Genomic DNA, 23,272 nt, shown 5'->3' with positions numbered 1-23,272 from the left:
CCGGACCCGGCCTCGGCACTTCCGGGGGTGCCGCGCGGCCGGCGCCGCGGACTGTCCGCGGGCACCAGTAGGCTGGAACGGTGAGCGATTTGTTCAGCAGCGCCTTCGATGAGGACCGGGACGACGCCGACGAGGCACCTGCGGGAAGTGCGGCGCGGCGCCCGCGCAGTCCGCTGGCGGTCCGGATGCGGCCCCGCAGCCTGGACGAGGTGGTCGGGCAGCAGCATCTGCTCGGACCCGGCTCGCCGCTGCGGACCCTGGCTGAGTCCGCCGATGACCGGAACCCCGCAGGCCCCACCTCGGTCATGCTCTGGGGCCCGCCGGGCACCGGCAAAACCACCCTTGCCCATGTCGTGGCGCGCGGCGCCGGGCGCAAGTTCGTGGAGCTGTCCGCCATTACCGCCGGCGTGAAGGACGTCCGCCGGGTCATGGAGGAAGCCCTCACCAACCGGGACCTGCACGGCATCACCACCGTGCTGTTCCTCGACGAGATCCACCGCTTCAACAAGGCCCAGCAGGACGCCCTGCTGCCCGGCGTGGAAAACCGCTGGGTGGTCCTGATCGCTGCCACCACGGAGAATCCGTCGTTCTCCGTGGTCTCCCCGCTGCTGTCCCGGTCCCTGCTGCTGACGCTCCGGCCGCTGACGGAACAGGACATCGCCGGACTGCTCAACCGGGCGGTGGCGGACGAACGCGGACTCGCCGGCCGGGTCACGTTGAGCGACGAGGCCCTCGAACACCTGGTCCGGCTTGCCGCCGGCGACGCCCGGCGGGGCCTCACCGCCCTGGAGGCGGCCGCCGGCGTCGCGTTCTCGGAACGCGGATCCGACGACGGCGGGGTGCCGGTGATCCTGCTGCCGCACGCCGAGAAAGCTCTCGACGTGGCGGCGCTGCGCTACGACCGGGCGGGAGACCAGCATTACGACGTCGCCAGCGCCTTCATCAAATCCGTCCGCGGCTCCGACGTCGACGCCTCGCTGCACTATCTTGCACGAATGCTGGAAGCGGGGGAGGACCCGCGCTTCGTCTCCCGGCGGATCATGATCTCCGCCGCCGAAGACATCGGCATGGCTGACCCCACCGCCCTGCAGACCGCCGTCGCCGCGGCGCAGGCCGTGCAGCTGGTCGGCATGCCGGAGGCCCGGATCATCCTGGCCGAGGCCGTGGTGCACCTGGCGACGGCACCTAAGTCCAACGCCGCCTACGCGGGAATCAACGCCGCGATCGCCGATGTCCGCGCCGGCCGGGGCCAGGGGATCCCCGCGCATCTGCGCGACGCGCACTACCCCGGAGCCAAACAGCTCGGCCACGGCCGCGGGTACGTCTATTCGCATGACGCCCCGCACTCGGTGGCGCGGCAGCAGTATCCGCCGGACGACCTCGTGGGGCGGAACTACTACGAGCCCACCGGCAACGGCGTGGAGCGGGAGATCGGACCGCGTCTGGAGCGGCTGCGCGGCATCATCCGCGGCACCCCGATGCCCCCGCGGCCGGCGGCTGCGGCCCCGGCACCGGGAGCGGCTGCTCCGGAGGCGGTTGCTCCGGAGGCGGTTGCTCCGACGGCGGCCGCGCCGGCTGCTGCCGGAGACGAGGGTCCGGCAGCGGACACGGCGGCCGAGCCGGCGCCCGCCGCACCCGCACCTGAGGCAGAGAAGCCCCGGTCCAAGACCAGGACCCAGCCCGAGTCGAAGACCAAGGCCGCGCCCAAGCCCAGGGCTCAGGCAAAGTCCAAGGCTCAGCCCAAGCCCTAGGCTGCCTCTGTTCCCGCAGGCGAGGCCGCCGTCGGGCCGGATTTCCGGCGGTGCAGGCCGTGCTAACATTGACGGTTGACTGGCAAGCCCGTGCCGGACGCCTTCGTGCGCCTCGGCTCAGGACTGTAGCAGACGGCAGCGGTTGACCGGAGCTCTCCCTAATGGAGGCCAGCATGCACTCAGCAGTCGCAGATTTCGGGACCTGGTCCCGTCCTGCGGCCAAACCGCCGAAACAGTGAAAGGTTAACGTGGCTAACAACACACGTGCCCGCCGTCAGGCCCGCGCTTCGCGTGCCCTCGGCATTGCCCTGACTCCCAAGGCAGCCAAGTACTTCGAGCGTCGCCCGTACCCCCCGGGTGAGCACGGCCGTGCACGCCGCAAGCAGGACAGCGACTACGCCGTCCGCCTGCGCGAGAAGCAGCGCCTGCGCGCCCAGTACGGCATCCGCGAGGCCCAGATGGGACGCCTCTTCGAGGAAGCCCGCCGCACCGCCGGCCTGACCGGTGAGAACCTGGTCGAGCTGCTGGAAATGCGCCTCGACGCCCTGGTCCTGCGTGCCGGCTTCGCCCGCACCATCGCCCAGGCCCGCCAGCTGGTTGTGCACCGCCACATCATGGTTGACGGCCAGCGCGTGGACCGCCCGTCGTTCCGCGTCTCCGAAGGCCAGCTCATCCACGTGCACCAGCGCAGCGAGACCATGGCTCCGTTCCAGGTCGCCGCAGCCGGCGCGCACCGCGATGTCCTGCCGCAGGTTCCGGGCTACCTGGACGTGCAGCTGGAGAAGCTGCAGGCCCGCCTGGTCCGCCGCCCGAAGCGCTCCGAGATCCCCGTGACCTGCGAAGAGCAGCTCGTCGTGGAATACTACGCGCGCTAATCGCGGATCCTGGTTTCATAACCCGGCACAGCCCGCGGCCCTCTGTGGGCCGCGGGCTGTGTGGTTAACCCGGCCCCGGGCCCTGCCGCAGCAGGCCCGCCCGGCCAAAAGTAAGTGCCGGCGGCCCGCAGTAGGTAAGGTACATAGCGGAAAGCCAACAATCTTCAACTCCAAAGGAGAGCCATGTCAGGTGGAGATATCGCCGGACTGATCGCCGCCGGCGTCTTCGCCGTTCTGGTCGCCCTGCTGGCCGTACCGGTCTGGAAGCTGGGCAAGGTCTTCGACGAACTGCGCGGTGCGATCCGCACGCTCAGCGACGGCACCACCCCGCTGATCGACGAAGTCACCACCACGGTCTCGACCACCAACGCGCAGCTGCAGAAGGTGGACGGCATCTCCTCGAACGTCTCCGACGCCTCGGCCAACATTTCGGCGCTCAGCTCGCTGGTGGCAGCCACCGTCGGGCAGCCGCTGATCAAGGTCTCGGCGTTCACCTACGGCGTGCGTTCGGCCCTGGCCGCGTCCGGCAAGGGCTCGGGCCGCCGCAGGCGGAGCCGCTGACCCAGGCCGGCCACCCAGGTGCGGCTGCCCGCCGGCAGCACACCAGCCACGCACCCCCAACCGCGAGCACAGGAGCAGCAATGATCAAGCGGGTTTTCTGGATGTCAGTCGGCGTCACGATCGGCGTCATCGCCGTCCGGCGCCTTTCCGACGCACGCGCGGCCGTCGGCCCCGCCGGCCTGAACCGCGCCATCGGCAGCGCCGCCGACGCGGTGCAGAACTTCACCGAAGCCATGCGCGAGGCGATGGACCAGCGCGAAACCGACCTGCGCGCCGCCCTGGGCATGGACGACGGCGAGTCCGTCACCCGGTCCATGACCGCCGCCCGGCGCTGAGCCGCCCCACCATCTTCCGCGCGCCGCCCACACGCCGGGCGCCGCGCACACCATACGAAGGGTAAGAAAGAGCACCATGAAGTCCCACGAGATCGCCCGCCGCTGGCTGGAATTCTTCAGCGCGAAGGGACACACCGTGGTCCCGTCCGCCTCCCTGGTCACGGGGGATCCCTCCCTGCTGTTCACCGTTGCCGGCATGGTGCCCTTCATCCCGTACCTCACCGCCCGCGAGACCCCGCCCTACAGCCGCGCCACCAGCGTGCAGAAGTGCATCCGCACCGCGGACATCGAAGAGGTCGGCAAGACCGCACGGCACGGAACGTTCTTCCAGATGGCCGGCAACTTCTCCTTCGGCGACTACTTCAAGGAAGATGCGATCACCTTCGCCTGGGAGCTGCTGACCTCCCCGGTGGAGAAGGGCGGCTACGGCCTGGATCCCGAACGGCTCTGGGTCACCGTCTATGAGGACGGCGACGAGCGCGACGACGAGGCCCGCGCCATCTGGCGGGACAAGGTCGGCGTGCCGAACGAGCGCATCATCGGCACCGGCAAGGCCGACAACTACTGGAACACCGGCCAGGCCGGCCCCGGCGGGCCCTGCTCGGAGATCTACTACGACCGTGGACCGGCCTACGGCCTCGAAGGCGGCCCCGCCGTCGACGAGACCCGCTACATCGAGATCTGGAACCTGGTCTTCATGCAGTACCAGCTCTCCGCGGTCCGCTCGAAGACCGACTTCGACGTCGCCGGGGAACTGCCGCAGAAGAACATCGACACCGGCCTCGGCCTGGAGCGCCTGGCGATGATCCTCCAGGGCGTCGAGAACATGTACGAGACCGACCAGGTCCGCCCCGTCCTCGACAAGGCCGCGGAGCTGTCCGGCAAGGAGTACACCTCCGCCGAGGATCCGAAGGACCCGCACCACGCCGACGACGTGCGGATGCGCGTGGTCGCCGACCACATCCGCTCCGCCCTGATGCTGATCAGCGACGGCGTGACCCCCTCCAACGAAGGCCGCGGCTACGTGCTGCGCCGCCTGATCCGCCGGGCCGTGCGCGCCATGCGCCTGCTCGGCGTCGAAACCGCCGTGCTGCCCGAGCTGCTGCCCGTCTCCCGCGACGCGATGAAGGGCACCTACCCCGAGGTGGAGGCCGACTTCGAGCGCATCGCCCGGATCGCCTACGCCGAGGAGAAGGCGTTCCTGCGCACCATCGCCTCCGGCACCGAGCGGCTCGAGGAAGCCGTGAAGGTCTCCAAGGCCGCCGGGCGCCCGCTGTCCGGCGAGGACGCCTTCACCCTGCACGACACCTACGGCTTCCCGATCGACCTGACCCTGGAAATGGCCGAAGAGGCCGGGCTGAAGGTCGACGAAGCCGGGTTCCGCTCGCTCATGTCCGAGCAGCGCCGCCGCGCCCAGGCCGACGCCCGCGGCAAGAAGCAGGGCCACGCGGACGTGTCCGTGTTCAACGAACTGCTCAAGGCCGGCGAGACCGTCTTCACCGGCTACACCGAGCTGACCAGCGAATCCAAGGTCCGCGGCATCGTGCAGGGCGGCGCCGCCGTCACGCATGCCGGCCCGGGCACCGAGATCTCCCTGGTCCTCGACGAGACCCCGTTCTACGCCGAGGCCGGCGGCCAGGCCGCCGACACCGGCCTGATCACCGGCGACGGCTTTGTGGTCGAGGTTGCCGACGTGCAGCGCCCGGTCAAGGGCCTGAGCGTGCACAAGGCGATCGTGCGCGAGGGTGAAATCTCCACCGGCGCCCTGGTGCAGGCCGCCGTCGACGCCCAGCGCCGCCACGCCGCGGAGCAGGCCCACACCGGCACGCACATCGTGCACGCGGCCCTGCACCAGATCCTCGGCCCCGAGGCCCTGCAGCGCGGCTCCTTCAACAAGGCCGGCTACCTCCGCTTCGACTTCGCCTGGGGCGAGGGCCTCTCCGACACGGCCAAGTCCGAAATCGAGGAAGTCTCCAACCTGGCCATCCGGTCCAACTACGACGTGGTCACCCGGGTCATGCCGCTCGAGCAGGCCAAGGCGCTCGGCGCCACCGCCCTCTTCGGCGAGGCCTACGGCGACACCGTCCGCGTGGTGGAGATGAACGGCGACTGGTCCCGCGAGCTCTGCGGCGGCACCCACGTCGACGCCACCTCCCGCATCGGCTCCCTGACCCTGCTCGGGGAACAGTCCGTGGGGTCCGGCAACCGCCGGGTTGAGGCGTTCGTGGGTATGGACGCGTTCCGCCACCTCGCCGCGGAACGTGCACTGGTCACCGAGCTGTCCGAAATGCTCAAGGTGCCCTCGGCCCAGGTGCCGGAGCGCGTCGCCGCGACCCTGGCCAAGCTGAAGGCCGCCGAAAAGGAGCTCGAGCGGCTGCGCCGCGAGCAGCTCGCCGCCTCGGCCGCTGCCCTGGTCTCCAGCGCCGTGGACGTCAACGGCGTCCGCGTGCTGGCACACAACGCCGGCGAGGTCGGCGGTGCCGATGACCTGCGCACCCTCGCCCTGGACCTGCGCCAGCGGCTCAGCAGCGGCGCGGCCGTCACCGCCGTGGCCGGTGTGGCCAACAACCGACCGGTGATCATCGCCGCCACGAACGAGGCCGCCCGGGCCGCCGGCGTGAAGGCCGGCGCGCTGGTCCGCCTGGCCGCCGGGATCCTCGGCGGCGGCGGCGGCGGCAAGGACGACGTCGCCCAGGGCGGCGGCGCCGATGCGGCCCGGATCGATGAGGCGCTCACCGCGGTGCGCTCCGCCGTGGCGGCCGGGAGCTGACCTTGGGGTCCCCGGCGGCGGACATTCCCCGCGGCGTTCGGCTCGGTCTGGACGTCGGCCAGGTCCGGGTGGGCCTGGCCGCGTCGGACCCCGAGGGCCTGCTGGCCGTCCCGGTCCGGACCCTGCGCCGGGACGCCAAGAAGGACCGTGACATTGCCCTCGTGGTCCGGGAGGCCGCGGAGCGTGATGCGGTGCAGGTCTTCGTGGGCCTGCCCCGCAGCCTCAGCGGCAACGAAACGGCGTCCACGCAGATGGCCCGGGACTACGCGGACCGGCTGGCAGGCGCCCTTGCGGATGCCGGAATGGACGTTCCGGTACGGCTGGTCGATGAGCGCCTGAGCACCGTCAGCGCCCACCAGGCCCTGCGCCAAGCTGGAATGGACACCCGTGACCACCGTAGAGTGGTAGATCAGGCTGCCGCAGTGGGAATCCTGCAGCATGCCCTTGAAATGCAGCGTTCGCTTGGACGCGAAGTGGGGGAACCGGTACAACTTCGTCGGCTGCCGCGCCCGGAAGGCGCGGCTCCGGCCCCGAACCAGGAGCCAGCTATTTCCCAGCAGACCGACACCGAAGGCGGGTCCGGCCGTGAGTCATAGGTATCCGGACCACCGCCCCGCCGAAGCCGACTACGACGGCACCGGTTACCGCCGGCGTCCGTACGACGAGGACCCGCAGGGCCATGAGGAGCCCGCGTACGACCGGTACGGGTACGACGCCGGCGGGTATGAGGCGGACGACGGATACACCGACCGCGGCTATGCCCGGGGACATGCCGAAGATGAGCCGGTGGCGGCACTGTTCGAGGAGCAGCAGCTGCCCTCCCGCCGCAGCCGGCGGCCCTCCCGCGAGAAGATGCTGCGCCGGCGCCGGCGCACGATCGTGGTGGGCGGCGTCCTGCTCTTCTTCGTCGTGGTGCTGATCGGCCTCATCCTGTTCCTGCGTGACCTGCTGGGCATGAACGAGCCCAAGGACTACGAGGGCGCCGGCACCGGCAGCGTCGTGTTCACCGTGAACCCCGGAGACGGGCCCATGGTCATCGGCGGGAACCTGGTGAACCAGGACATCATCGCCAACAGCGACCGGTTCATGGAAGTGGTCGCAGCCGAAGCCGACGGGCGGGAAATCCAGCCCGGCGAATACGAAATGCGCTACCAGATGTCCGCCTCCGCCGCCTTCGACGCCCTGATCGGCGAGCAGGGCGGACTGGTGCATTACGCCGCCGTCGCCCGCGACCTGCGCCAGGGCGAGGTGTTCGAGATCCTCTCCACCTCCACGGGCATCGCCGTCTCCGAGTTCGAGGCCCTTGCCGCGTCGCCGCAGCAGTTCGGGCTGCCTGAGCAGGCACGAAGCCTGGAAGGCTACCTGCACCCGGGGGAGTACCGGTTCGACGTCAACCTCACCGCCTCCGACATCGTGTCGGAAATGGTGGCCCAGACCTTCGCGGTGCTGGAGGAGGACGGCATCACCGATCCGTCGGAGCAGTACCGGATCCTGACCAAGGCCAGCATCATCCAGGCCGAGGCAGGCGAGGCGGACTACGCCACCGTGGCGGGCTCCATCGAGAACCGGCTGAAGCCGGACAACACGGAGACGAACGGGCTGATCCAGTCCGACGCGACCGTCACCTACGGCCTGGACCGCAAGAGCTACAACCTCACCCCCGAGGAAAAGGCCGACAAGTCCAACCCGTACAACACCTACGCCAACCCCGGCCTGCCGGTGGGACCCATCGGCTCCCCGAGCCGCGAGGCGATCGACGCCGCCGCCAACCCGGCCGACGTGCCCTACTACTACTGGGTCACCGTCAACCTGGACAGCGGCGAGACGAAGTTCTCCTCCACGCTGGCCGAGCACGCCCGCTACGTGGCCGAGTACCAGGAATGGTGCTCCGGGCAGGAACCGGGCAGGTGCGACTAGGTGTCCGCCGCGCCCCTGCGGGCGGCGGTGCTGGGCCATCCCGTGGCCCATTCCCGCTCGCCCCAGCTGCACCGTGCCGCCTATGAGCTGATCGGCTTCGACTGCTCCTATGAGCGGATCGACGTGCCCGAGGCGGAGGCCGGGGCGTTTATCCGCCGGCTGCGCACCGAGCCCGGCTGGGCCGGCGTCTCGGTCACCATGCCGCTGAAGGCCGCCATGGTGCCGTACATGGATGAGGTGACCGCCGGCGTGCAGTCCGTCGGTGTGCTGAACACTGTCGTCGTCACCCCGGGCGGCGACGGCGGCCCGCGGCTCACCGGCCACAACACCGACGTCGCCGGGCTGGTGGGCGCGCTCCGGCACGCCGGAGCGGCTCCCGGCGCGCATGCCGTCGTGCTGGGCGCAGGCGGCACGGCGCAGGCGGCCGTCGCCGCCCTGGCCCGGCTTGAGGCCGCCCGCGTGGACGTACACGCCCGCAGCTTCCGGGCTGACGCCGGCGGCGCCGTCGGGGTGGCCGCCACCGCCGACCGGGCCGGAATCACCGTCAATCTGCAGCCCTGGGAATCCGCCGCCGCCGCGTGCGCCGCCGCCGACATCGTGATCTGCACCCTGCCTCCGCGCGGCGCCGACGCCCTCGCCGGCGAGTTCGCCGCCGCCGGCGCGGACCGGACCGGTGCCGTGCTGCTGGACGCCGCCTACGACCCCTGGCCCTCGGCCATCGCCGCGGCCTGGCAGGATGCCGGCGGGAGAATTGTGCCCGGACTGGAGATGCTGCTCTACCAGGCCGTGGAGCAGGTGCGGCTCTTCACCGGAGGGGCACCTGCGGACGAAGCATCCGTCATAAACGTGATGTGTGACGCAGTCGGACTCCCGCGGCGCTGAGGGCCCCGGGCGGGCATGGCAGTATGGAAACCATGTTGCGTTGGTTGACCGCCGGCGAGTCCCACGGACCTGCGCTGGTTGGAATTGTTGAGGGTGTCCCCGCCGGTGTCGAAGTCGCGACCGGCATGATCCAGGAAGCCCTGGCCCGGCGCCGGCTCGGCTACGGCCGCGGCGCCCGGATGAAGTTCGAGCAGGACCAGGTGCGGATCATCGGCGGCGTCCGCCACGGCCGCACCCTGGGCAGCCCCGTCGCCATCGAGGTCGGCAACACCGAATGGCCCAAGTGGGAGCAGGTCATGTCCGCTGATCCCGTGCCCGCCGACGCGCTGGCCGGCTCGGCCCGCAACGCGCCCCTGACCCGCCCGCGGCCCGGCCACGCCGACCTGACCGGGATGCAGAAGTACGGCTTTGACGAGGCCCGCCCGGTGCTGGAACGCGCCAGCGCCCGCGAGACGGCCGCCCGGGTCGCGCTGGGAACGGTTGCGGCGAGCTTCCTGAAGTCCCTGGGCATCGAACTGGTCTCCCACACCGTCTCCATCGCCTCCGTCAGCGTCCCCGAGGCCGCCGCGCTGCCGCTGCCGGCGGACGTCGCGGCCCTCGACGCCGATCCGCTGCGCTGCTTCGATCCGGCCACCTCCGTGGCCATGGTCGAAGAGGTGGACGCTGCCCACAAGGACGGCGAGACCCTCGGCGGAGTGGTCGAGGTCCTCGCCTACGGGCTGCCGCCGGGACTGGGCAGCTACGTGCACTGGGACCGCCGCCTCGATGCCCGCCTGGCCGCCGCCCTGATGGGCATCCAGGCGATCAAGGGTGTCGAGGTCGGCGACGGTTTCCTCACCGCGGCCCGCCGCGGCTCCCTGGCCCACGACGAGATCGTGCGCGACGCCGACGGCGCCATGATCCGCTCCGGCAACCGCGCCGGCGGCATTGAGGGCGGCATGAGCATCGGTGAGGTGCTGCGCGTCCGCGCCGCGATGAAGCCGATCGCCACCGTGCCGCGCGCCCTGCAGACCGTGGACGTGGCCACCGGCGAGCCGGCCCGAGCCCACCACCAGCGTTCCGACGTCTGCGCCGTACCGGCCGCCGGCGTCGTCGCCGAGGCCATGGTCGCCCTGGTCCTGGCCGAAGCGGTCACCGAGAAGTTCGGCGGCGACTCGGTCGCCGAAACCCGGCGCAACCTCGCCGCGTACCTGGAGAACATCCCGGCCGCGCTCACCACCGCCTCCGGCGATGCCGCTTCCCGCTGAGCAGCCGGTTGTCCTGATCGGACTCATGGCCGCCGGCAAATCCGCCGTCGGCCGTGAGCTGGCCGCCCGCCACGGCCGTCCGTTCGTGGACACCGACCAGCTGGTCGTGGACCGTTACGGGCCGATCGCCGAGCTGTTCGTCTCCCGCGGCGAGCGGTTCTTCCGTGAGGTCGAGGCGCGGGCCGTCGCCGAGGCGCTGGCCGCCCCGGGCGGCAGCATCGTCTCCCTCGGCGGCGGCGCCATCCTGGACCCCGGCACCCGGCAGCTGCTGGCCCGCGGCCCGCGCGTCGTGTTCCTGGACACCGACCTGGCCACCGTCCTGCCCCGCATCACCCGAGCCGGGCACCGGCCGCTGCTGGCCGAGGACCCGGCCGGCCGCTGGCAGGCCCTGGCCGACGCCCGCCGCCCCATCTACGAAGCCCTGGCCGAGATCACCATCGACGCCAGGGGATCCTCCGTGCCCGAGATCGCCGACCGCATCACGCGCACGCTCACTGAAGGAGAAGCCCCCGATGCCCGCTGAACCCACCGTCATCAAGGTGACCGGCGCAGCCCCCGAAGAGAACTACGACGTGGTGGTCGGCAACGGGCTGCTGCCCCGCCTGCCCGCCATGCTGGGGGAGCGGGTGCGCCGCGTGCTCGTGATCCACCCGCGGGCCCTGCGGGCCACCGGCGACGCGGTGCGCGAAGACCTGGAGGCCAACGGCTTCACCGCCCTCACGGCGGAGATCCCGGACGCCGAGGAAGGCAAGCACATCCAGGTCGCCGCGTTCTGCTGGCAGGTGCTGGGCCAGAATGACTTCACCCGCTCCGACGCCGTCGTCTCCGTCGGCGGGGGAGCGGTGACCGACGTGGCCGGCTTCGTGGCCGCCACCTGGCTGCGCGGCGTCAAGGTCGTGCACCTGCCCACCAGCCTGCTGGGCATGGTCGACGCCGCGGTCGGCGGCAAAACCGGCATCAACACCGCCGAGGGCAAGAACCTGGTGGGCGCCTTCCATCCGCCGGCCGGGGTGCTGGTGGACCTCGACGCCCTGGGCACCCTGCCGCGCAACGAGCTGATCAGCGGCATGGCCGAAGTGGTCAAGTGCGGCTTCATCGCCGACCCGGCCATCCTGGACCTGATCGAAGCGAACCCGGAGGCCGTGGCCGACGGCGGCTCCGACGTCGTGCGTGAACTGGTGGAGCGGGCCATCCGGGTGAAGGCCGAGATCGTCTCCGGCGACCTGCGCGAAGCGGGCAGGCGGGAGTTCCTCAACTACGGACACACCCTGGGTCACGCCATCGAGCTGGCAGAGCGTTACCAGTGGCGGCACGGCGCCGCGGTTTCGGTGGGCCTGGTCTTCGCTGCCGAACTCGGCCGCATGGTCGGCCGCCTGGACGACGCGACCGCGGACCGGCACAAGCGGATCCTGGAAATGCTGGGGCTGCCCGTGACCTACCGCCACGACCGCTGGTCCGCGCTGCTGGACGGCATGCGCCGGGACAAGAAGTCCCGCGGCGACCTGCTGCGCTTCGTGGTCCTGGAGGGCCCCGGCCGGCCCACCATGCTGGAGGTCCCGGACACCTCGCTGCTCTTCGCCACCTATCAGGAAATCGCCTCGGAACCGCAGGGCGGGATGAAGCTCAGCCTCTAGGCGAAGCCGTGCCGCCGGCGGCGGGGTAGAATAATCGACGGATTTGACGACGAACGACGCTAACCGACGAAAGAAGAACTGTGGCGACGACCAACGACATCAAGAACGGCACTGTGCTGAAGCTTGAAGGCAACCTCTGGAGCATCATCGAGTTCCAGCACGTGAAGCCGGGCAAGGGTGGCGCGTTTGTCCGCACGAAGATGCGCAACGTGACCTCCGGCAAGGTCGTGGACAAGACCTTCAACGCCGGCCTCAAGATCGAGACCGCCACGGTGGACCGCCGCGACTACCAGTACCTGTACCAGGACGGCGACGACTACGTCTTCATGGACACCTCCGACTACGACCAGCTGACCGTATCGGCCGCCGTCGTCGGCAACGCCGCGAACTTCATGCTCGAGGGCCAGATGGTCACCATCGCCATGCACGAGGGCTCCCCGCTGTACATGGAAATGCCGGCATCCGTGGTCCTGGAGATCACCTACACCGAGCCCGGCCTGCAGGGCGACCGCTCCACCGGCGGCACCAAGCCGGCCACCGTGGAGACCGGCTACGAAATCCAGGTTCCGCTGTTCCTGGAAGCCGGCACCAAGGTCAAGGTCGACACCCGCAACGGCGACTACCTGGGACGCGTCAACGAGTGAGTGCCCGCACCAAGGCCCGCACCCGGGCGATGGAAGTGCTCTTCGAGGCCGAGCAGCGCTCGGTCCCGGCGCACGACGTCATCCGCGCCCGACGCGAGCAGACGGACCAGACCATCAATCCCTACACGCTCGACCTGGTGGAGGGGGTCCTGGCCAAGCAGGATCAGATCGACGAATTCCTCAGCACCTATTCGCAGGGCTGGCCGCTGGAGCGCATGCCCTCCGTGGACCGCATGATCCTGCGCCTGGGCACCTGGGAGCTGCTGTACAACGATGAGATTCCCGACCGCGTTGCGGTCAGCGAGGCCATCGAACTGGCGCGCACGCACTCCACCGACGAGTCCCCGGGCTTCGTCGGCGGCCTGCTCAACCGCCTCCAGGAGCTGAAGCCCACGCTCCTGGCCTAGCGCCCTCCGCAGGCCAAAGGGGCCCGGTGCGCCGTCCACGGACGGCGCGCCGGGCCCCTCTGCCGTGCGGGCGTAGGTCAGCGCGGCGCTGCCGCCGACAGCATGTAGCCGCGGGTCCGGACCAGGTCGGCCAGCAGTGCCTGCTCGGTCTGTGCGCTGCGCTGCAGGTCCTGCCCGGCACAGATCCGCTGGCGCACCATCGCCAGCCGGGTGGAATCGCGGATGAAGCGCTTCATCGGGGCGCGGGCGCCCACACGGGAGGCCCAGGCCAGGGCGCGCCGCCGCCCCGGATGGGTGCTGAGCATGTACACCTCCTCGCCGGTGAACCAGCCGGCCCGGGCATATTCGCCCAGGCGCAGGGCGATCTGCCGGCCCTCCGCACGGCGCAGCAGCCACACGGTGACGACGACGGCGGCGAACAGCGGCACCTGCAGCAGGAAGTAGAACGTGAAGAAGTCGTTGTAGACCAGCGCCATGCCGCCGTTCCAGAACATGTGCCCCGCGATGGCCGGAACCAGCCCGGCGGCGAAGCCGAGCAGGATCCGGCCCGCCCCGCCGGCGCGGGCACCCAGCCCCACCCCGACGCCGATGCAGATGGTGAACATGACATGCGCGAACGGGGAGAACAGTCCGCGCAGCACAAAGACCATGCCCAGCTGCAGCCCGACGCCGCCGGCCTCGATGAACGCGGACCCGAAATAGAGGATGTTCTCGGTGAACGCGAAGCCGGCCGCCACCGTTCCGGCGTACACGATGCCGTCCACCGGGCCGTCATAGTGGCTGCGCCCGGTGAACACCAGGATCAGCACGCCCAGGCCCTTGGCGAACTCCTCTACCAGCGGCGCCTGGACCACCGTGCCCAGCACATCCGCGGAGGCCATCGGCAGGGCGGCGGCCAGCATGTCGGAGACCGCGGTGCCGAGCAGCAGGGTGATCGCCACGGACGCGCCGGCTCCCCAGAGGAAGGCAAAGAGCAGCGCACCCCTCGGCTCCGGCTCCCACCGGTCCACCCAGTGCAGGCCCAGCAGGCAGATGCCCAACGGCACCAGCGCCAGCACGCCGCACACGATAAACGCGGAGGCGCCCAGCGAGACGAGGAGGAACAGGCCCACCAGGACCAGCGCGAGGGCGGCGGCGACGATGAGCACGATGTTGCCCGCCGTCGTCCACCCGCGCCGGACCGGCCGCGGCGGAAAGGGGTGGTGCCACATCGGCTGCGCCGGGTGCGGCGCGGTTCCGGGCGGGGCTTGGCCGGCGTAACGGCCGGGCGCTGGTCCAGTCATAGCCCCAACAATAGGAGACAGCCGCGCTGTGATAGTTTTGACACTGCATTCAACCTTTAAGTCCGTCCTGTGAGGCGGGGAAGGAGGAAGGCAGACACATGGTCTCTCCAGGCCCGCACGGCACCGCCGTGCCCGCCCGCACCGTTCTGGCTTCAGCTGACATTGACCGCGCCCTGACGCGCATTGCCCACGAGATCCTCGAGGCGAACAAGGGAGCGCAGGACCTCGTCCTGCTCGGCATCCCCCGCCGCGGATATCCCCTCGCGCGACGGCTCGGCGACCGGATCGCCGCCGCGGACCCGTCCTTTGACACCGCCAACGTCGGCCAGCTCGACGTCACCATGTTCCGTGACGACCTCGCGCACCAGCCCACCCGGCCGCCGCACGCCACCGAACTGCCGGCCGCCGGCATCGACGGCAAGGTGGTGGTCCTGGTGGACGACGTCCTCTACTCCGGGCGCACCATCCGCTCCGCGCTCGACGCGCTGGTCGACCTCGGCCGGCCCCGGGTTGTCCGCCTCGCCGTCCTGGTCGACCGCGGGCACCGGGAACTGCCGATCCGCGCGGACCACGTGGGCAAGAACCTGCCCACCGCCGCCGCGGAAAAGGTCCGGGTCCAGGTCATGGAAGTCGACGGCGCCGACGGCGTGGTCATCGAGGCCGCCTAAGTGAAGCACCTGCTCTCGACCCTGGACCTGTCCCGATCCGACGCACTGGCCATCCTCGACACCGCCGAGCAGATGGCCGCCGTCGGGCAGCGCGAAGTCAAGAAGCTGCCCGCCCTGCGCGGACGCACCGTGGTGAACCTCTTCTTCGAGGATTCCACCCGCACCCGCACCTCCTTCGAGGCCGCCGCGAAGCGGCTCTCCGCTGACGTCATCAACTTCTCGGCCAAGGGCTCCTCAGTGTCCAAGGGCGAATCCCTCAAGGACACGGCGCAGACCCTGGCCGCCATGGGAGCCGACGCCGTGGTCATCCGGCACGGCGCCTCCGGTGCGCCCGCGCGGCTCGCCGGCTCCGGCTGGATCGACGCCGCGGTGGTCAACGCCGGCGACGGCACGCACGAACATCCCACCCAGGCCCTGCTGGACGCGTTCACGATGCGCCGGCACCGGGCCGCCCTGGCCGGCGTGCCCTCCACCGGCACCGACCTGGCCGGACTCAAGGTCGCGATCGTGGGGGACATCCTGCACTCCCGCGTGGCCCGCTCGAACCTGTGGCTGCTGAAGACCCTCGGCGCCGAGGTGACGCTGGTCGCCCCGCCCACGCTGCTGCCGTTCGGCGCCGACGCCTGGCCGTGCACCATCAGCTACGACCTGGACGAGGCGCTGGCCGCCGGCCCCGACGTCGTGATGATGCTGCGCATCCAGGCCGAACGCATGCACTCGGCGTTCTTCCCCTCCGTGCAGGAGTACTCCCGCCGCTGGGGCTTCGGCGACGAACGGCTGGCCAGGCTGGACGCCCTCGGCCTGCCGCACACCATCCTGATGCACCCGGGCCCGATGAACCGCGGCCTGGAGATCAGTTCGGCCGCCGCGGACTCGCCGCGCTCCACCGTCCTCGAGCAGGTCAGCAACGGCGTCGCCGTCCGCATGGCCAGCCTCTACCTGCTGCTCTCCGGCGAGAGCACCGCCCGCACCGCCCAGGAGACCGCCTCATGACCGCCTACCTCATCCGCTCCGCCAGCCTGCTCGGCGACGAACGCGCGGACCTGCTGATCCGCAACGGCCGCATCGACGCCGTCGGCGCGCGCCTCGACGTCCCGGCAGGCACCGAAGTGATCGACGCCGACGGCCTGGTCGCGCTGCCCGGGCTCGTGGACCTGCACACCCACCTGCGCGAACCCGGCCGCGAAGACGCCGAAACCGTCGAAACCGGCACCCGGGCGGCAGCCCTCGGCGGTTTCACCGCCGTGCACGCCATGGCCAACTCCAACCCGGTGGCGGACTCCGCCGGCGTCGTCGAACAGGTCTGGAGCCTGGGCCGCCGCGCCGGCTGGGTGGACGTCCGCCCGGTGGGGGCGGTTACCGTCGGCCTGGCGGGGGAGCGGCTGGCCGAACTCGGTGCGATGGCCGATTCCCGGGCGCAGGTCCGCGTGTTCTCCGACGACGGCATGTGCGTCCACGATCCGGTGCTGATGCGCCGCGCCTTGGAATACGTGAAGGCGTTCGACGGCGTCGTCGCCCAGCACGCGCAGGAGCCGCGCCTGACCGCCGGAGCCCAGATGAACGAGGGCGAGGTCTCCGCGGTGCTCGGGCTGCCCGGCTGGCCTGCCGTCGCCGAAGAGGCGATCATCGCCCGCGACGTGCTGCTTGCCCGGCACACCGGATCGCGGCTGCACGTCTGCCACGTCTCCACCGCCGGCAGCGTCGAAATCATCCGCTGGGCCAAGGCGGCCGGCATCCGCGTCACCGCCGAGGTGACCCCGCACCACCTGCTGCTGACCGAGGACAAGGTCACCACCTGGAACCCGGTCTACAAGGTCAACCCGCCGCTGCGCACCGCCGACGACGTGCACGCCCTGCGCGCGGCGCTGGCGGACGGCACCATCGACATCGTCGGCACCGACCACGCCCCGCACCCCAGCCAGGACAAGGAATGTGAATGGGCGCAGGCGGCCATGGGCATGACCGGCCTGGAAACCGCCCTTCCGGTGATCCAGCACACCATGGTGGAGACCGGACTGATGGACTGGACGCAGGTTGCCCGGGTGATGTCGGCCACGCCCGCCGCCATCGGCCGCACGCCGGATCAGGGCCGTCCCCTGATGGCAGGCGAGCCCGCGCATGTCACATTGATCGACCCGTCTGCGCGGCGCATCGTGGACCCCCATAAGATGGCTACGAAGGGACGCAACAGCCCCTACGCCGGGCTCGAGCTGCCCGGTGCGGTCGAGGCAGTGTTTTACGCCGGGCACCCCACGGTCCTGGGCGGCGCCCTGAACTCACCCCATCCGAGTGCAGCAGAGGAGCCCCGGTCCGCATGGACGTCGTGATCTTTGTCCTGGCCTTCATCGCGGCCGCCGCCGTCTTCCTGGCGGTGTTCGCGATCGGATGGCGGGGACGACGACGACGACAGCAGGAGATACCCGCGCCCCCCGAGCTGCCCGGGGAGCTGGCGGAACCGCTGTTCGAGTCCACCGGACAGTACGTGGTCACCACCGTTGCCGGGGACTGGCTGGACCGGATCGCCCGCCACGGACTCGGGTTCAAGTCCGAGGCGACGGCCGCGGTGTTCGACGAAGGCCTGCTCTTCGCCCGGCGGGGCGCCCCCGACCTGTGGATTCCCCGGTCCCGGCTGCGGGCGGTCCGGCTTGAACGCGGCATGGCCGGCAAGTTCGTCGAGAAGGACGGGCTGGTCACGGTGACATGGCGGCTCGGAGCCGCCGACGTCGACACCGGATTCCGCAACCGCGCAGCCAACGAAAAGACCATGCTGGTCGACGCCATTACCCAACTGCTGCCTGCTGACCAGGCAGCGCCAAGCGAGGAACAACAGTGACAGTGCACGAGAAGACCACCCCCGCCGTCCTGGTGCTGGAGGACGGTCGAACTTTCCGCGGCCGCAGCTACGGCGCCCAGGGCACGGCACTGGGCGAGGCCGTGTTCACCACCGGAATGACCGGTTACCAGGAGACGATCACCGATCCCTCCTACGCCCGCCAGCTCGTCGTCCAGACCGCGCCGCACATCGGCAATACGGGCGTCAACGACGAGGATCCCGAGTCGCGCCGCATCTGGGTTGCCGGGTACATCGTCCGCGACCCGGCCCGACGCGCCTCCAACTGGCGCTCCGAGCGCAGCCTCGACGATGAACTGACCGCGCAGGGCGTGGTCGGCATCAGCGGCGTCGACACCCGCGCCGTCACCCGCCACCTGCGCGAACGCGGCGCCATGAAGGCCGGCATCTTCTCCGGCGACGCCGCGCAGCGTCCCGAGGCGGAGCTGCTCGCCGAGGTTCAGGCCCAGGAGTCCATGGCCGGCGCCCGGCTGGCCGAAGAGGTCAGCATCGCGGAGCGCTACGTCATCGAGCCGGCCGACCACGGCTGGACCGGCGAGCCGGTCGCCACGGTCGCCGCGCTGGACCTGGGCATCAAGTCGATGACCCCGGTCCGGTTTGCGGAGCGCGGGGTGCGCACCTTCGTGCTGCCGGCGTCGGCGACCCTCGGGGACGTCCTCGCCGTGAACCCCGACGGCGTGTTCATGTCCAACGGCCCCGGCGACCCCGCCACCGCCGACGCGCAGGTCGAACTGCTGCGCGGGGTCCTGGACGCCGGCATCCCGTTCTTCGGCATCTGCTTCGGCAACCAGATCCTGGGCCGCGCCCTGGGCTTCGGCACCTACAAGCTGGGCTACGGCCACCGCGGAATCAACGTGCCGGTCCTGGACCGGCGCACCGGCAAGGTGGAGATCACCAGCCAGAACCACGGGTTCGCCGTCGACGCCCCGCTCGAAGGCCCCACCACCGCGCCGGTGGAACGCTACGGGCGGGTCGAGGTCAGCCACGTGTGCCTCAACGACGACGTCGTGGAGGGCCTCGCCTGCCTCGACATCCCCGCCTTCTCGGTCCAGTACCACCCCGAAGCGGCCGCGGGTCCGCACGACTCCGCGTACCTCTTTGACCGCTTCGTCGGCCTCATGGAAGACGCCAGGGCCGGCCGCCCGGTCGACGCCGCCGACGTCTCCAAGGCTCCCGCATCCGCTCCCGCAGTCCAGGAAGAAATCTAATGCCCCGCAGAACCGACCTTAACTCCGTCCTGGTGATCGGCTCCGGGCCGATCGTCATCGGCCAGGCCGCAGAGTTCGACTACTCCGGCACGCAGGCGCTGCGGGTGCTGAAGGAGGAGGGCCTGCGGGTCATCCTCGTGAACTCCAACCCGGCCACCATCATGACCGACCCCGAGTTCGCCGACGCCACCTACGTCGAGCCCATCACCCCCGAGGTGGTGGAGAAGATCATCGCCAAGGAGCGTCCCGACGCGATCCTGCCGACCCTGGGCGGGCAGACGGCGCTGAACACCGCGATCGCCCTGGACAAGAACGGCGTCCTGGAGAAGTACAACGTCGAACTGATCGGCGCGAACATCGCCGCCATCGAGCTCGGCGAGGACCGCGAGAAGTTCAAGGGCGTCGTCGAGCGCTGCGGTGCCGAGTCCGCGAAGTCGATCATCGTGCACAGCATGGACGAGGCCTTCGCCGCCGCCGAGGAGCTCGGCTACCCGATGGTCGTCCGGCCGTCCTTCACCATGGGTGGACTCGGCTCCGGCCTGGCCTACAACGCCGAGGACCTGCGGCGCATCGCCGGCGCCGGCATCCAGTACAGCCCCACCAGCGAGGTCCTGCTCGAGGAGTCCATCCTCGGGTGGAAGGAATACGAGCTGGAGATGATGCGGGACCGCAACGACAACGTCGTGGTGGTCTGCTCCATCGAGAACTTCGACCCGGTGGGCGTGCACACCGGCGACTCGATCACCGTCGCTCCGGCCATGACGCTGACCGACCGCGAGTACCAGAAGCTGCGCAACATCGCGATCGCGGTCATCCGCGAGGTCGGCGTCGACACCGGCGGCTGCAACATCCAGTTCGCCATCGAGCCGGACACCGGCCGCGTCGTCGTCATCGAAATGAACCCGCGCGTCTCCCGCTCCTCGGCGCTGGCCTCCAAGGCGACCGGCTTCGCGATCGCCAAGATCGCCACCAAGCTGTCACTGGGCTACACGCTGGACGAGATTCCCAACGACATCACGCAGAAGACCCCGGCCTCCTTCGAGCCGACCCTGGACTACGTGGTCGTCAAGGTGCCCCGGTTCGCGTTCGAGAAGTTCCCGGCCGCCGACCCGACCCTGACGACCACCATGAAGTCGGTGGGCGAGGCGATGGCGATCGGCCGTTCCTTCACCGAGGCGCTGCAGAAGGCCCTGCGCTCCCTGGAACAGAAGGACGCCTGGTTCTCCTTCGACCCGGTGGATCCGGCCGACGTGCCGGCCCTCGTGGAGGCGGCGAAGCGGCCCACCACCGCCCGGCTGAAGCAGGTCCAGCAGGCCCTGCTCGGCGGCGCCTCCATCGAGGAGCTGTACGAGGCCACCGGCATCGACCCCTGGTACCTGGACCAGCTGGTGCTGATCAACGAGACCGCGGAGCAGCTGCGCGGCGCCCAGCCCACCCCGGAGCTGCTGCGCCTGGCCAAGCGGCACGGCTTCTCCGACGAGCAGATCGGCCGGCTCACCAACACCCCCGAGGCGGTGGTGCGCGGCATCCGCCACGCCCTGGGCATCCGCCCGGTCTACAAGACGGTGGACACCTGCGCCGCGGAGTTCGCCGCGTACACCCCGTACCACTACTCGTCCTACGACGAGGAGGACGAGGTCGGGCAGCACGCCAAGCCCTCGGTGATCATCCTCGGCTCCGGCCCGAACCGCATCGGCCAGGGCATCGAGTTCGACTACTCCTGCGTCCACGCCACCATGGCGCTGCGCGAGGCCGGACACGAGACCGTGATGATCAACTGCAACCCGGAGACGGTCTCCACCGACTACGACATCTCCGACCGCCTGTACTTCGAGCCGCTGACCCTCGAGGATGTGCTGGAGGTCATCCACGCCGAGCAGCGCACCGGCGGCGTCCTGGGCGTCTTCGTCCAGCTCGGCGGGCAGACCCCGCTGAAGCTGGCGCAGGCGCTGGCCGACGCCGGGGTGCCCATCCTGGGCACCTCCCCGGAGGCCATCGACCTCGCCGAGCACCGCGGCGCCTTCCAGCGGGTGCTCGACGGCGCCGGGCTGGTGGCCCCGAAGAACGGCACCGCCGTGTCCTTCGAGGACGCCAAGCGGGTCGCCGACGAAATCGGCTACCCGGTCCTGGTGCGCCCGTCCTACGTGCTCGGCGGCCGCGGCATGGAGATCGTCTACGACGAGGCGAACCTCTCCCGCTACATCGCCAACGCCACCGAGATCACCCCGGACCACCCGGTCCTGGTCGACCGGTTCCTCGAGGACGCGATCGAGATCGACGTCGACGCCCTGTTCGACGGCACCGACCTCTACGTGGGCGGCATCATGGAGCACATCGAGGAGGCCGGCATCCACTCCGGCGACTCGGCCTGCGTGCTTCCGCCGATCACCCTCGGCGCCGACGTCATCGAGCGGGTCCGCGAGGCCACCCGCGCGATCGCCGCCGGCGTGGGCGTGCGCGGCCTGATCAACATCCAGTTCGCGCTGGCCAGCGACATCCTCTACGTGATCGAAGCCAACCCGCGCGCCTCGCGCACCGTGCCGTTCGTCTCCAAGGCCACCGGCGTGCAGCTGGCCAAGGCCGCGGCGCTGATCGGCACCGGCGTCACCATCGCCGAACTGCGCGCCGCCGGAAAGCTCGCGGCCGACGGCGACGGTTCGGCGCTGCCGCTGGACGCCCCGGTCGCGGTGAAGGAGGCCGTGCTGCCCTTCAGCCGGTTCCGCACCCCCGAAGGCACCGTCGTCGACTCCCTGCTCGGCCCGGAGATGCGCTCCACCGGCGAGGTCATGGGCATCGACAAGTACTTCGACACCGCGTTCGCCAAGTCGCAGGCCGCCGCGAACAGCGCCCTGCCCACCTCGGGCAAGGTCTTCGTCTCGGTCGCCAACCGGGACAAGCGCGCGATCATCATGCCCGTGAAGCTGATGAGCGACCTCGGCTTCGAGATCCTCTCCACCGGCGGCACCGCCGAGGTGCTGCGCCGCAACGGCATCGCCGCCACCGTCGTCCGCAAGGTCGCCGAGGGCGCTGGCCCCGACGGCGAGGGCACCATCGTGGACCTGGTCACCGACGGCACCGTGGACCTGATCATCAACACGCCCTCCGGCGGACAGGCCCGCGGCGACGGCTACGAGATCCGCGCCGCGGCCACCTCGGTCGGCTGCCCGATCGTCACCACCGTGTCCGAGTTCACCGCCGCCGTCCAGGCCATCGAGGCGATGCGCTCCTACCAGTGGGACGTCAACTCGCTGCAGGAGCACGCCGCCCGGCTCAAGGCCGCCGGTGCCTGAGCAGGTTTCCGCTTCCGGCGCGCACCGGGCTCCGTTCGGAGCCCGGCTGCGCGCCGCCATGGACGCCCGGGGCCCGCTCTGCGTGGGCATCGATCCGCATCCCGGGCTGCTGGCGGACTGGGGACTGGACGACGACGCCGCCGGGCTGGAGCGGTTCAGCCGCACGGCGCTCGAAGCGGTCGCCGGCACGGCCGCCGCGGTCAAACCGCAGGTGGCCCTGTTCGAACGCCACGGCTCCGCCGGCATGGCGGTGCTGGAGCGGCTGCTCGCCGACTGCCGCGACGCCGGCGTGCTGAGCATCGCCGACGCCAAGCGCGGGGACATCGGCTCCACCATGGCCGCCTACGCCGACGCCTGGCTGCGGGACGGCTCGCCGCTGGCCGCCGACGCGGTCACGCTGAGCCCCTACCTGGGCTTCGAATCGCTGCGGCCGGCACTGGACCTGGCGGCGGCCACGGGGCGCGGCACCTTCGTGCTGGCCCTGACGTCGAACCCCGAGGGGGCAGCCGTGCAGCACGTCGGCGCCGGATCCCGGGGCTCCGGCGGCTCGGTGGCGCAGCGGATCGCAGCCGCCGCAGCCGTCGAGAACGCCCGCGAACGCGGCAGGCATCCGGGGGAGGCCGCCGGGGCGTTCCTGGGCTCCACCGGGCTGGTCGTCGGCGCGACGGTGGGCACCGCCATCGAGGACCTCGGCCTGGAGCTGGCCGGGGCGGCCGCTCCGCTGCTGGCTCCGGGGCTCGGCGCCCAGGGCGCCACCGCGGCGGACCTGCGGGTCACCTTCGGCCCGGCAGCAGCCAACGTGCTGGCCACCTCCAGCCGTGACATCCTGCGGGCCGGCCCGTCGCCGTCGGCGCTGCGGGACGCGGCGGAGCGCACCGGAGCCGAACTTGCTGCGGAGCTGACGGCCTGACCGGCGGCAACCGGGCCGGGGTGCCCGGTCGGGTAACGG

The 23,272-nt window shown here is 70.8% G+C and carries 20 protein-coding genes and 1 pseudogene; 20 read left to right on the top strand and 1 reads right to left on the bottom strand.

What is annotated here, in order from left to right; translation table 11 throughout:
* Window positions 1-80: 80 nt before the first annotated feature.
* From AC5RV6_RS09835 to nusB, 13 genes and pseudogenes are all read left to right on the top strand, one after another.
* A pseudogene (locus AC5RV6_RS09835) lies at window positions 81-1,472 on the top strand (replication-associated recombination protein A); the annotation flags it as partial.
* 527 nt (window positions 1,473-1,999) lie between these two features.
* Window positions 2,000-2,626: a 30S ribosomal protein S4 gene (gene rpsD / locus AC5RV6_RS09830; protein WP_494007122.1), complete on the top strand. Its 627-nt coding sequence runs from the start codon at window positions 2,000-2,002 to the stop codon at window positions 2,624-2,626.
* A 183-nt stretch (window positions 2,627-2,809) separates the two neighbouring features.
* Window positions 2,810-3,187, top strand: coding sequence for a DUF948 domain-containing protein (locus tag AC5RV6_RS09825; RefSeq protein ID WP_494007121.1), 378 nt, complete (start codon window positions 2,810-2,812; stop codon window positions 3,185-3,187).
* 80 nt (window positions 3,188-3,267) lie between these two features.
* Window positions 3,268-3,522, top strand: coding sequence for a hypothetical protein (locus AC5RV6_RS09820; protein WP_494007120.1), 255 nt, complete (start codon window positions 3,268-3,270; stop codon window positions 3,520-3,522).
* Between the two features lie 76 nt (window positions 3,523-3,598).
* Window positions 3,599-6,292 (top strand): alanine--tRNA ligase, encoded by a 2,694-nt coding sequence (gene alaS, locus AC5RV6_RS09815; RefSeq protein WP_494007119.1) that lies wholly within the window; start codon window positions 3,599-3,601, stop codon window positions 6,290-6,292.
* Window positions 6,293-6,294: 2 nt separating this feature from the next.
* The gene (ruvX, locus tag AC5RV6_RS09810) at window positions 6,295-6,888 is read left to right on the top strand and encodes a Holliday junction resolvase RuvX (RefSeq protein ID WP_494007118.1); all 594 of its coding nucleotides are present in this window, start codon (window positions 6,295-6,297) and stop codon (window positions 6,886-6,888) included.
* Window positions 6,878-8,209, top strand: coding sequence for an endolytic transglycosylase MltG (gene mltG, locus AC5RV6_RS09805; RefSeq protein WP_494007117.1), 1,332 nt, complete (start codon window positions 6,878-6,880; stop codon window positions 8,207-8,209). The genes ruvX and mltG overlap by 11 nt, the downstream gene beginning before the upstream one ends.
* On the top strand, window positions 8,210-9,091 hold the full coding sequence (locus AC5RV6_RS09800) for a shikimate dehydrogenase (protein WP_494007116.1): 882 nt from the start codon (window positions 8,210-8,212) through the stop codon (window positions 9,089-9,091).
* 32 nt (window positions 9,092-9,123) lie between these two features.
* Window positions 9,124-10,338, top strand: a complete 1,215-nt coding sequence (aroC, locus tag AC5RV6_RS09795; protein ID WP_494007115.1) for a chorismate synthase — start codon at window positions 9,124-9,126, stop codon at window positions 10,336-10,338.
* A complete protein-coding gene (locus tag AC5RV6_RS09790; protein ID WP_494007114.1) occupies window positions 10,322-10,861 on the top strand; it encodes a shikimate kinase in 540 nt (179 codons plus the stop codon). The genes aroC and AC5RV6_RS09790 overlap by 17 nt, the downstream gene beginning before the upstream one ends.
* Window positions 10,851-11,972 carry a 3-dehydroquinate synthase gene (gene aroB / locus AC5RV6_RS09785; protein ID WP_494007113.1) on the top strand — a complete coding sequence of 374 codons (1,122 nt, stop codon included), beginning with the start codon at window positions 10,851-10,853 and terminating at the stop codon, window positions 11,970-11,972. Before AC5RV6_RS09790 ends, aroB begins: the two co-directional genes overlap by 11 nt.
* A gap of 80 nt (window positions 11,973-12,052) precedes the next feature.
* Window positions 12,053-12,616: an elongation factor P gene (efp, locus tag AC5RV6_RS09780; RefSeq protein WP_494007112.1), complete on the top strand. Its 564-nt coding sequence runs from the start codon at window positions 12,053-12,055 to the stop codon at window positions 12,614-12,616.
* Window positions 12,613-13,023 carry a transcription antitermination factor NusB gene (nusB, locus tag AC5RV6_RS09775; RefSeq protein WP_494007111.1) on the top strand — a complete coding sequence of 137 codons (411 nt, stop codon included), beginning with the start codon at window positions 12,613-12,615 and terminating at the stop codon, window positions 13,021-13,023. The genes efp and nusB overlap by 4 nt, the downstream gene beginning before the upstream one ends.
* 77 nt (window positions 13,024-13,100) lie before the next feature.
* Here the strand turns inward: nusB and AC5RV6_RS09770 are convergent, their stop codons facing one another.
* The gene (locus AC5RV6_RS09770) at window positions 13,101-14,306 is read right to left on the bottom strand and encodes a PrsW family intramembrane metalloprotease (protein WP_494007110.1); all 1,206 of its coding nucleotides are present in this window, start codon (window positions 14,304-14,306) and stop codon (window positions 13,101-13,103) included.
* 98 nt (window positions 14,307-14,404) lie between these two features.
* Between AC5RV6_RS09770 and pyrR the strand changes: the two genes are divergently transcribed.
* From pyrR to pyrF, 7 genes are read left to right on the top strand one after another with little or no spacing between them, the layout of a single operon-like run.
* A complete protein-coding gene (pyrR, locus tag AC5RV6_RS09765) occupies window positions 14,405-14,974 on the top strand; it encodes a bifunctional pyr operon transcriptional regulator/uracil phosphoribosyltransferase PyrR (protein WP_494007109.1) in 570 nt (189 codons plus the stop codon).
* On the top strand, window positions 14,975-15,967 hold the full coding sequence (locus AC5RV6_RS09760) for an aspartate carbamoyltransferase catalytic subunit (protein WP_494007108.1): 993 nt from the start codon (window positions 14,975-14,977) through the stop codon (window positions 15,965-15,967). It begins immediately after the preceding gene.
* On the top strand, window positions 15,964-17,301 hold the full coding sequence (locus AC5RV6_RS09755) for a dihydroorotase (protein WP_494007107.1): 1,338 nt from the start codon (window positions 15,964-15,966) through the stop codon (window positions 17,299-17,301). Before AC5RV6_RS09760 ends, AC5RV6_RS09755 begins: the two co-directional genes overlap by 4 nt.
* Window positions 17,289-17,807 carry a PH-like domain-containing protein gene (locus AC5RV6_RS09750; RefSeq protein WP_494007106.1) on the top strand — a complete coding sequence of 173 codons (519 nt, stop codon included), beginning with the start codon at window positions 17,289-17,291 and terminating at the stop codon, window positions 17,805-17,807. Before AC5RV6_RS09755 ends, AC5RV6_RS09750 begins: the two co-directional genes overlap by 13 nt.
* Window positions 17,804-19,033: a glutamine-hydrolyzing carbamoyl-phosphate synthase small subunit gene (gene carA, locus AC5RV6_RS09745; RefSeq protein WP_494007105.1), complete on the top strand. Its 1,230-nt coding sequence runs from the start codon at window positions 17,804-17,806 to the stop codon at window positions 19,031-19,033. Before AC5RV6_RS09750 ends, carA begins: the two co-directional genes overlap by 4 nt.
* Entirely contained in the window at window positions 19,033-22,323 is a 3,291-nt protein-coding gene (carB, locus tag AC5RV6_RS09740) for a carbamoyl-phosphate synthase large subunit (protein ID WP_494007104.1), read from the top strand. Before carA ends, carB begins: the two co-directional genes overlap by 1 nt.
* A complete protein-coding gene (pyrF, locus tag AC5RV6_RS09735) occupies window positions 22,316-23,233 on the top strand; it encodes an orotidine-5'-phosphate decarboxylase (protein ID WP_494007103.1) in 918 nt (305 codons plus the stop codon). Before carB ends, pyrF begins: the two co-directional genes overlap by 8 nt.
* The last annotated feature ends 39 nt before the right edge of the window (window positions 23,234-23,272 follow it).

It is taken from the genome of Arthrobacter saudimassiliensis, assembly GCF_059090665.1.
The sequence above is the reverse complement of the archived record's forward strand: the minus strand, read 5'-3'. Positions and strand labels throughout refer to the sequence as shown.

Excerpts from the sequence above, each read along its gene's own strand:
- AC5RV6_RS09790 (WP_494007114.1), top strand. The coding sequence starts at position 10,322 with ATGCCGCTTCCCGCTGAGCAGCCGGTTGTCCTGATCGGACTCATGGCC.
- AC5RV6_RS09820 (WP_494007120.1), top strand. The coding sequence starts at position 3,268 with ATGATCAAGCGGGTTTTCTGGATGTCAGTCGGCGTCACGATCGGCGTC.
- AC5RV6_RS09825 (WP_494007121.1), top strand. The coding sequence starts at position 2,810 with ATGTCAGGTGGAGATATCGCCGGACTGATCGCCGCCGGCGTCTTCGCC.
- AC5RV6_RS09770 (WP_494007110.1), bottom strand. The coding sequence starts at position 14,306 with ATGACTGGACCAGCGCCCGGCCGTTACGCCGGCCAAGCCCCGCCCGGA.
- pyrR (WP_494007109.1), top strand. The coding sequence starts at position 14,405 with ATGGTCTCTCCAGGCCCGCACGGCACCGCCGTGCCCGCCCGCACCGTT.
- aroB (WP_494007113.1), top strand. The coding sequence starts at position 10,851 with ATGCCCGCTGAACCCACCGTCATCAAGGTGACCGGCGCAGCCCCCGAA.
- AC5RV6_RS09755 (WP_494007107.1), top strand. The coding sequence starts at position 15,964 with ATGACCGCCTACCTCATCCGCTCCGCCAGCCTGCTCGGCGACGAACGC.
- AC5RV6_RS09750 (WP_494007106.1), top strand. The coding sequence starts at position 17,289 with ATGGACGTCGTGATCTTTGTCCTGGCCTTCATCGCGGCCGCCGCCGTC.
- alaS (WP_494007119.1), top strand. The coding sequence starts at position 3,599 with ATGAAGTCCCACGAGATCGCCCGCCGCTGGCTGGAATTCTTCAGCGCG.
- aroC (WP_494007115.1), top strand. The coding sequence starts at position 9,124 with ATGTTGCGTTGGTTGACCGCCGGCGAGTCCCACGGACCTGCGCTGGTT.
- carB (WP_494007104.1), top strand. The coding sequence starts at position 19,033 with ATGCCCCGCAGAACCGACCTTAACTCCGTCCTGGTGATCGGCTCCGGG.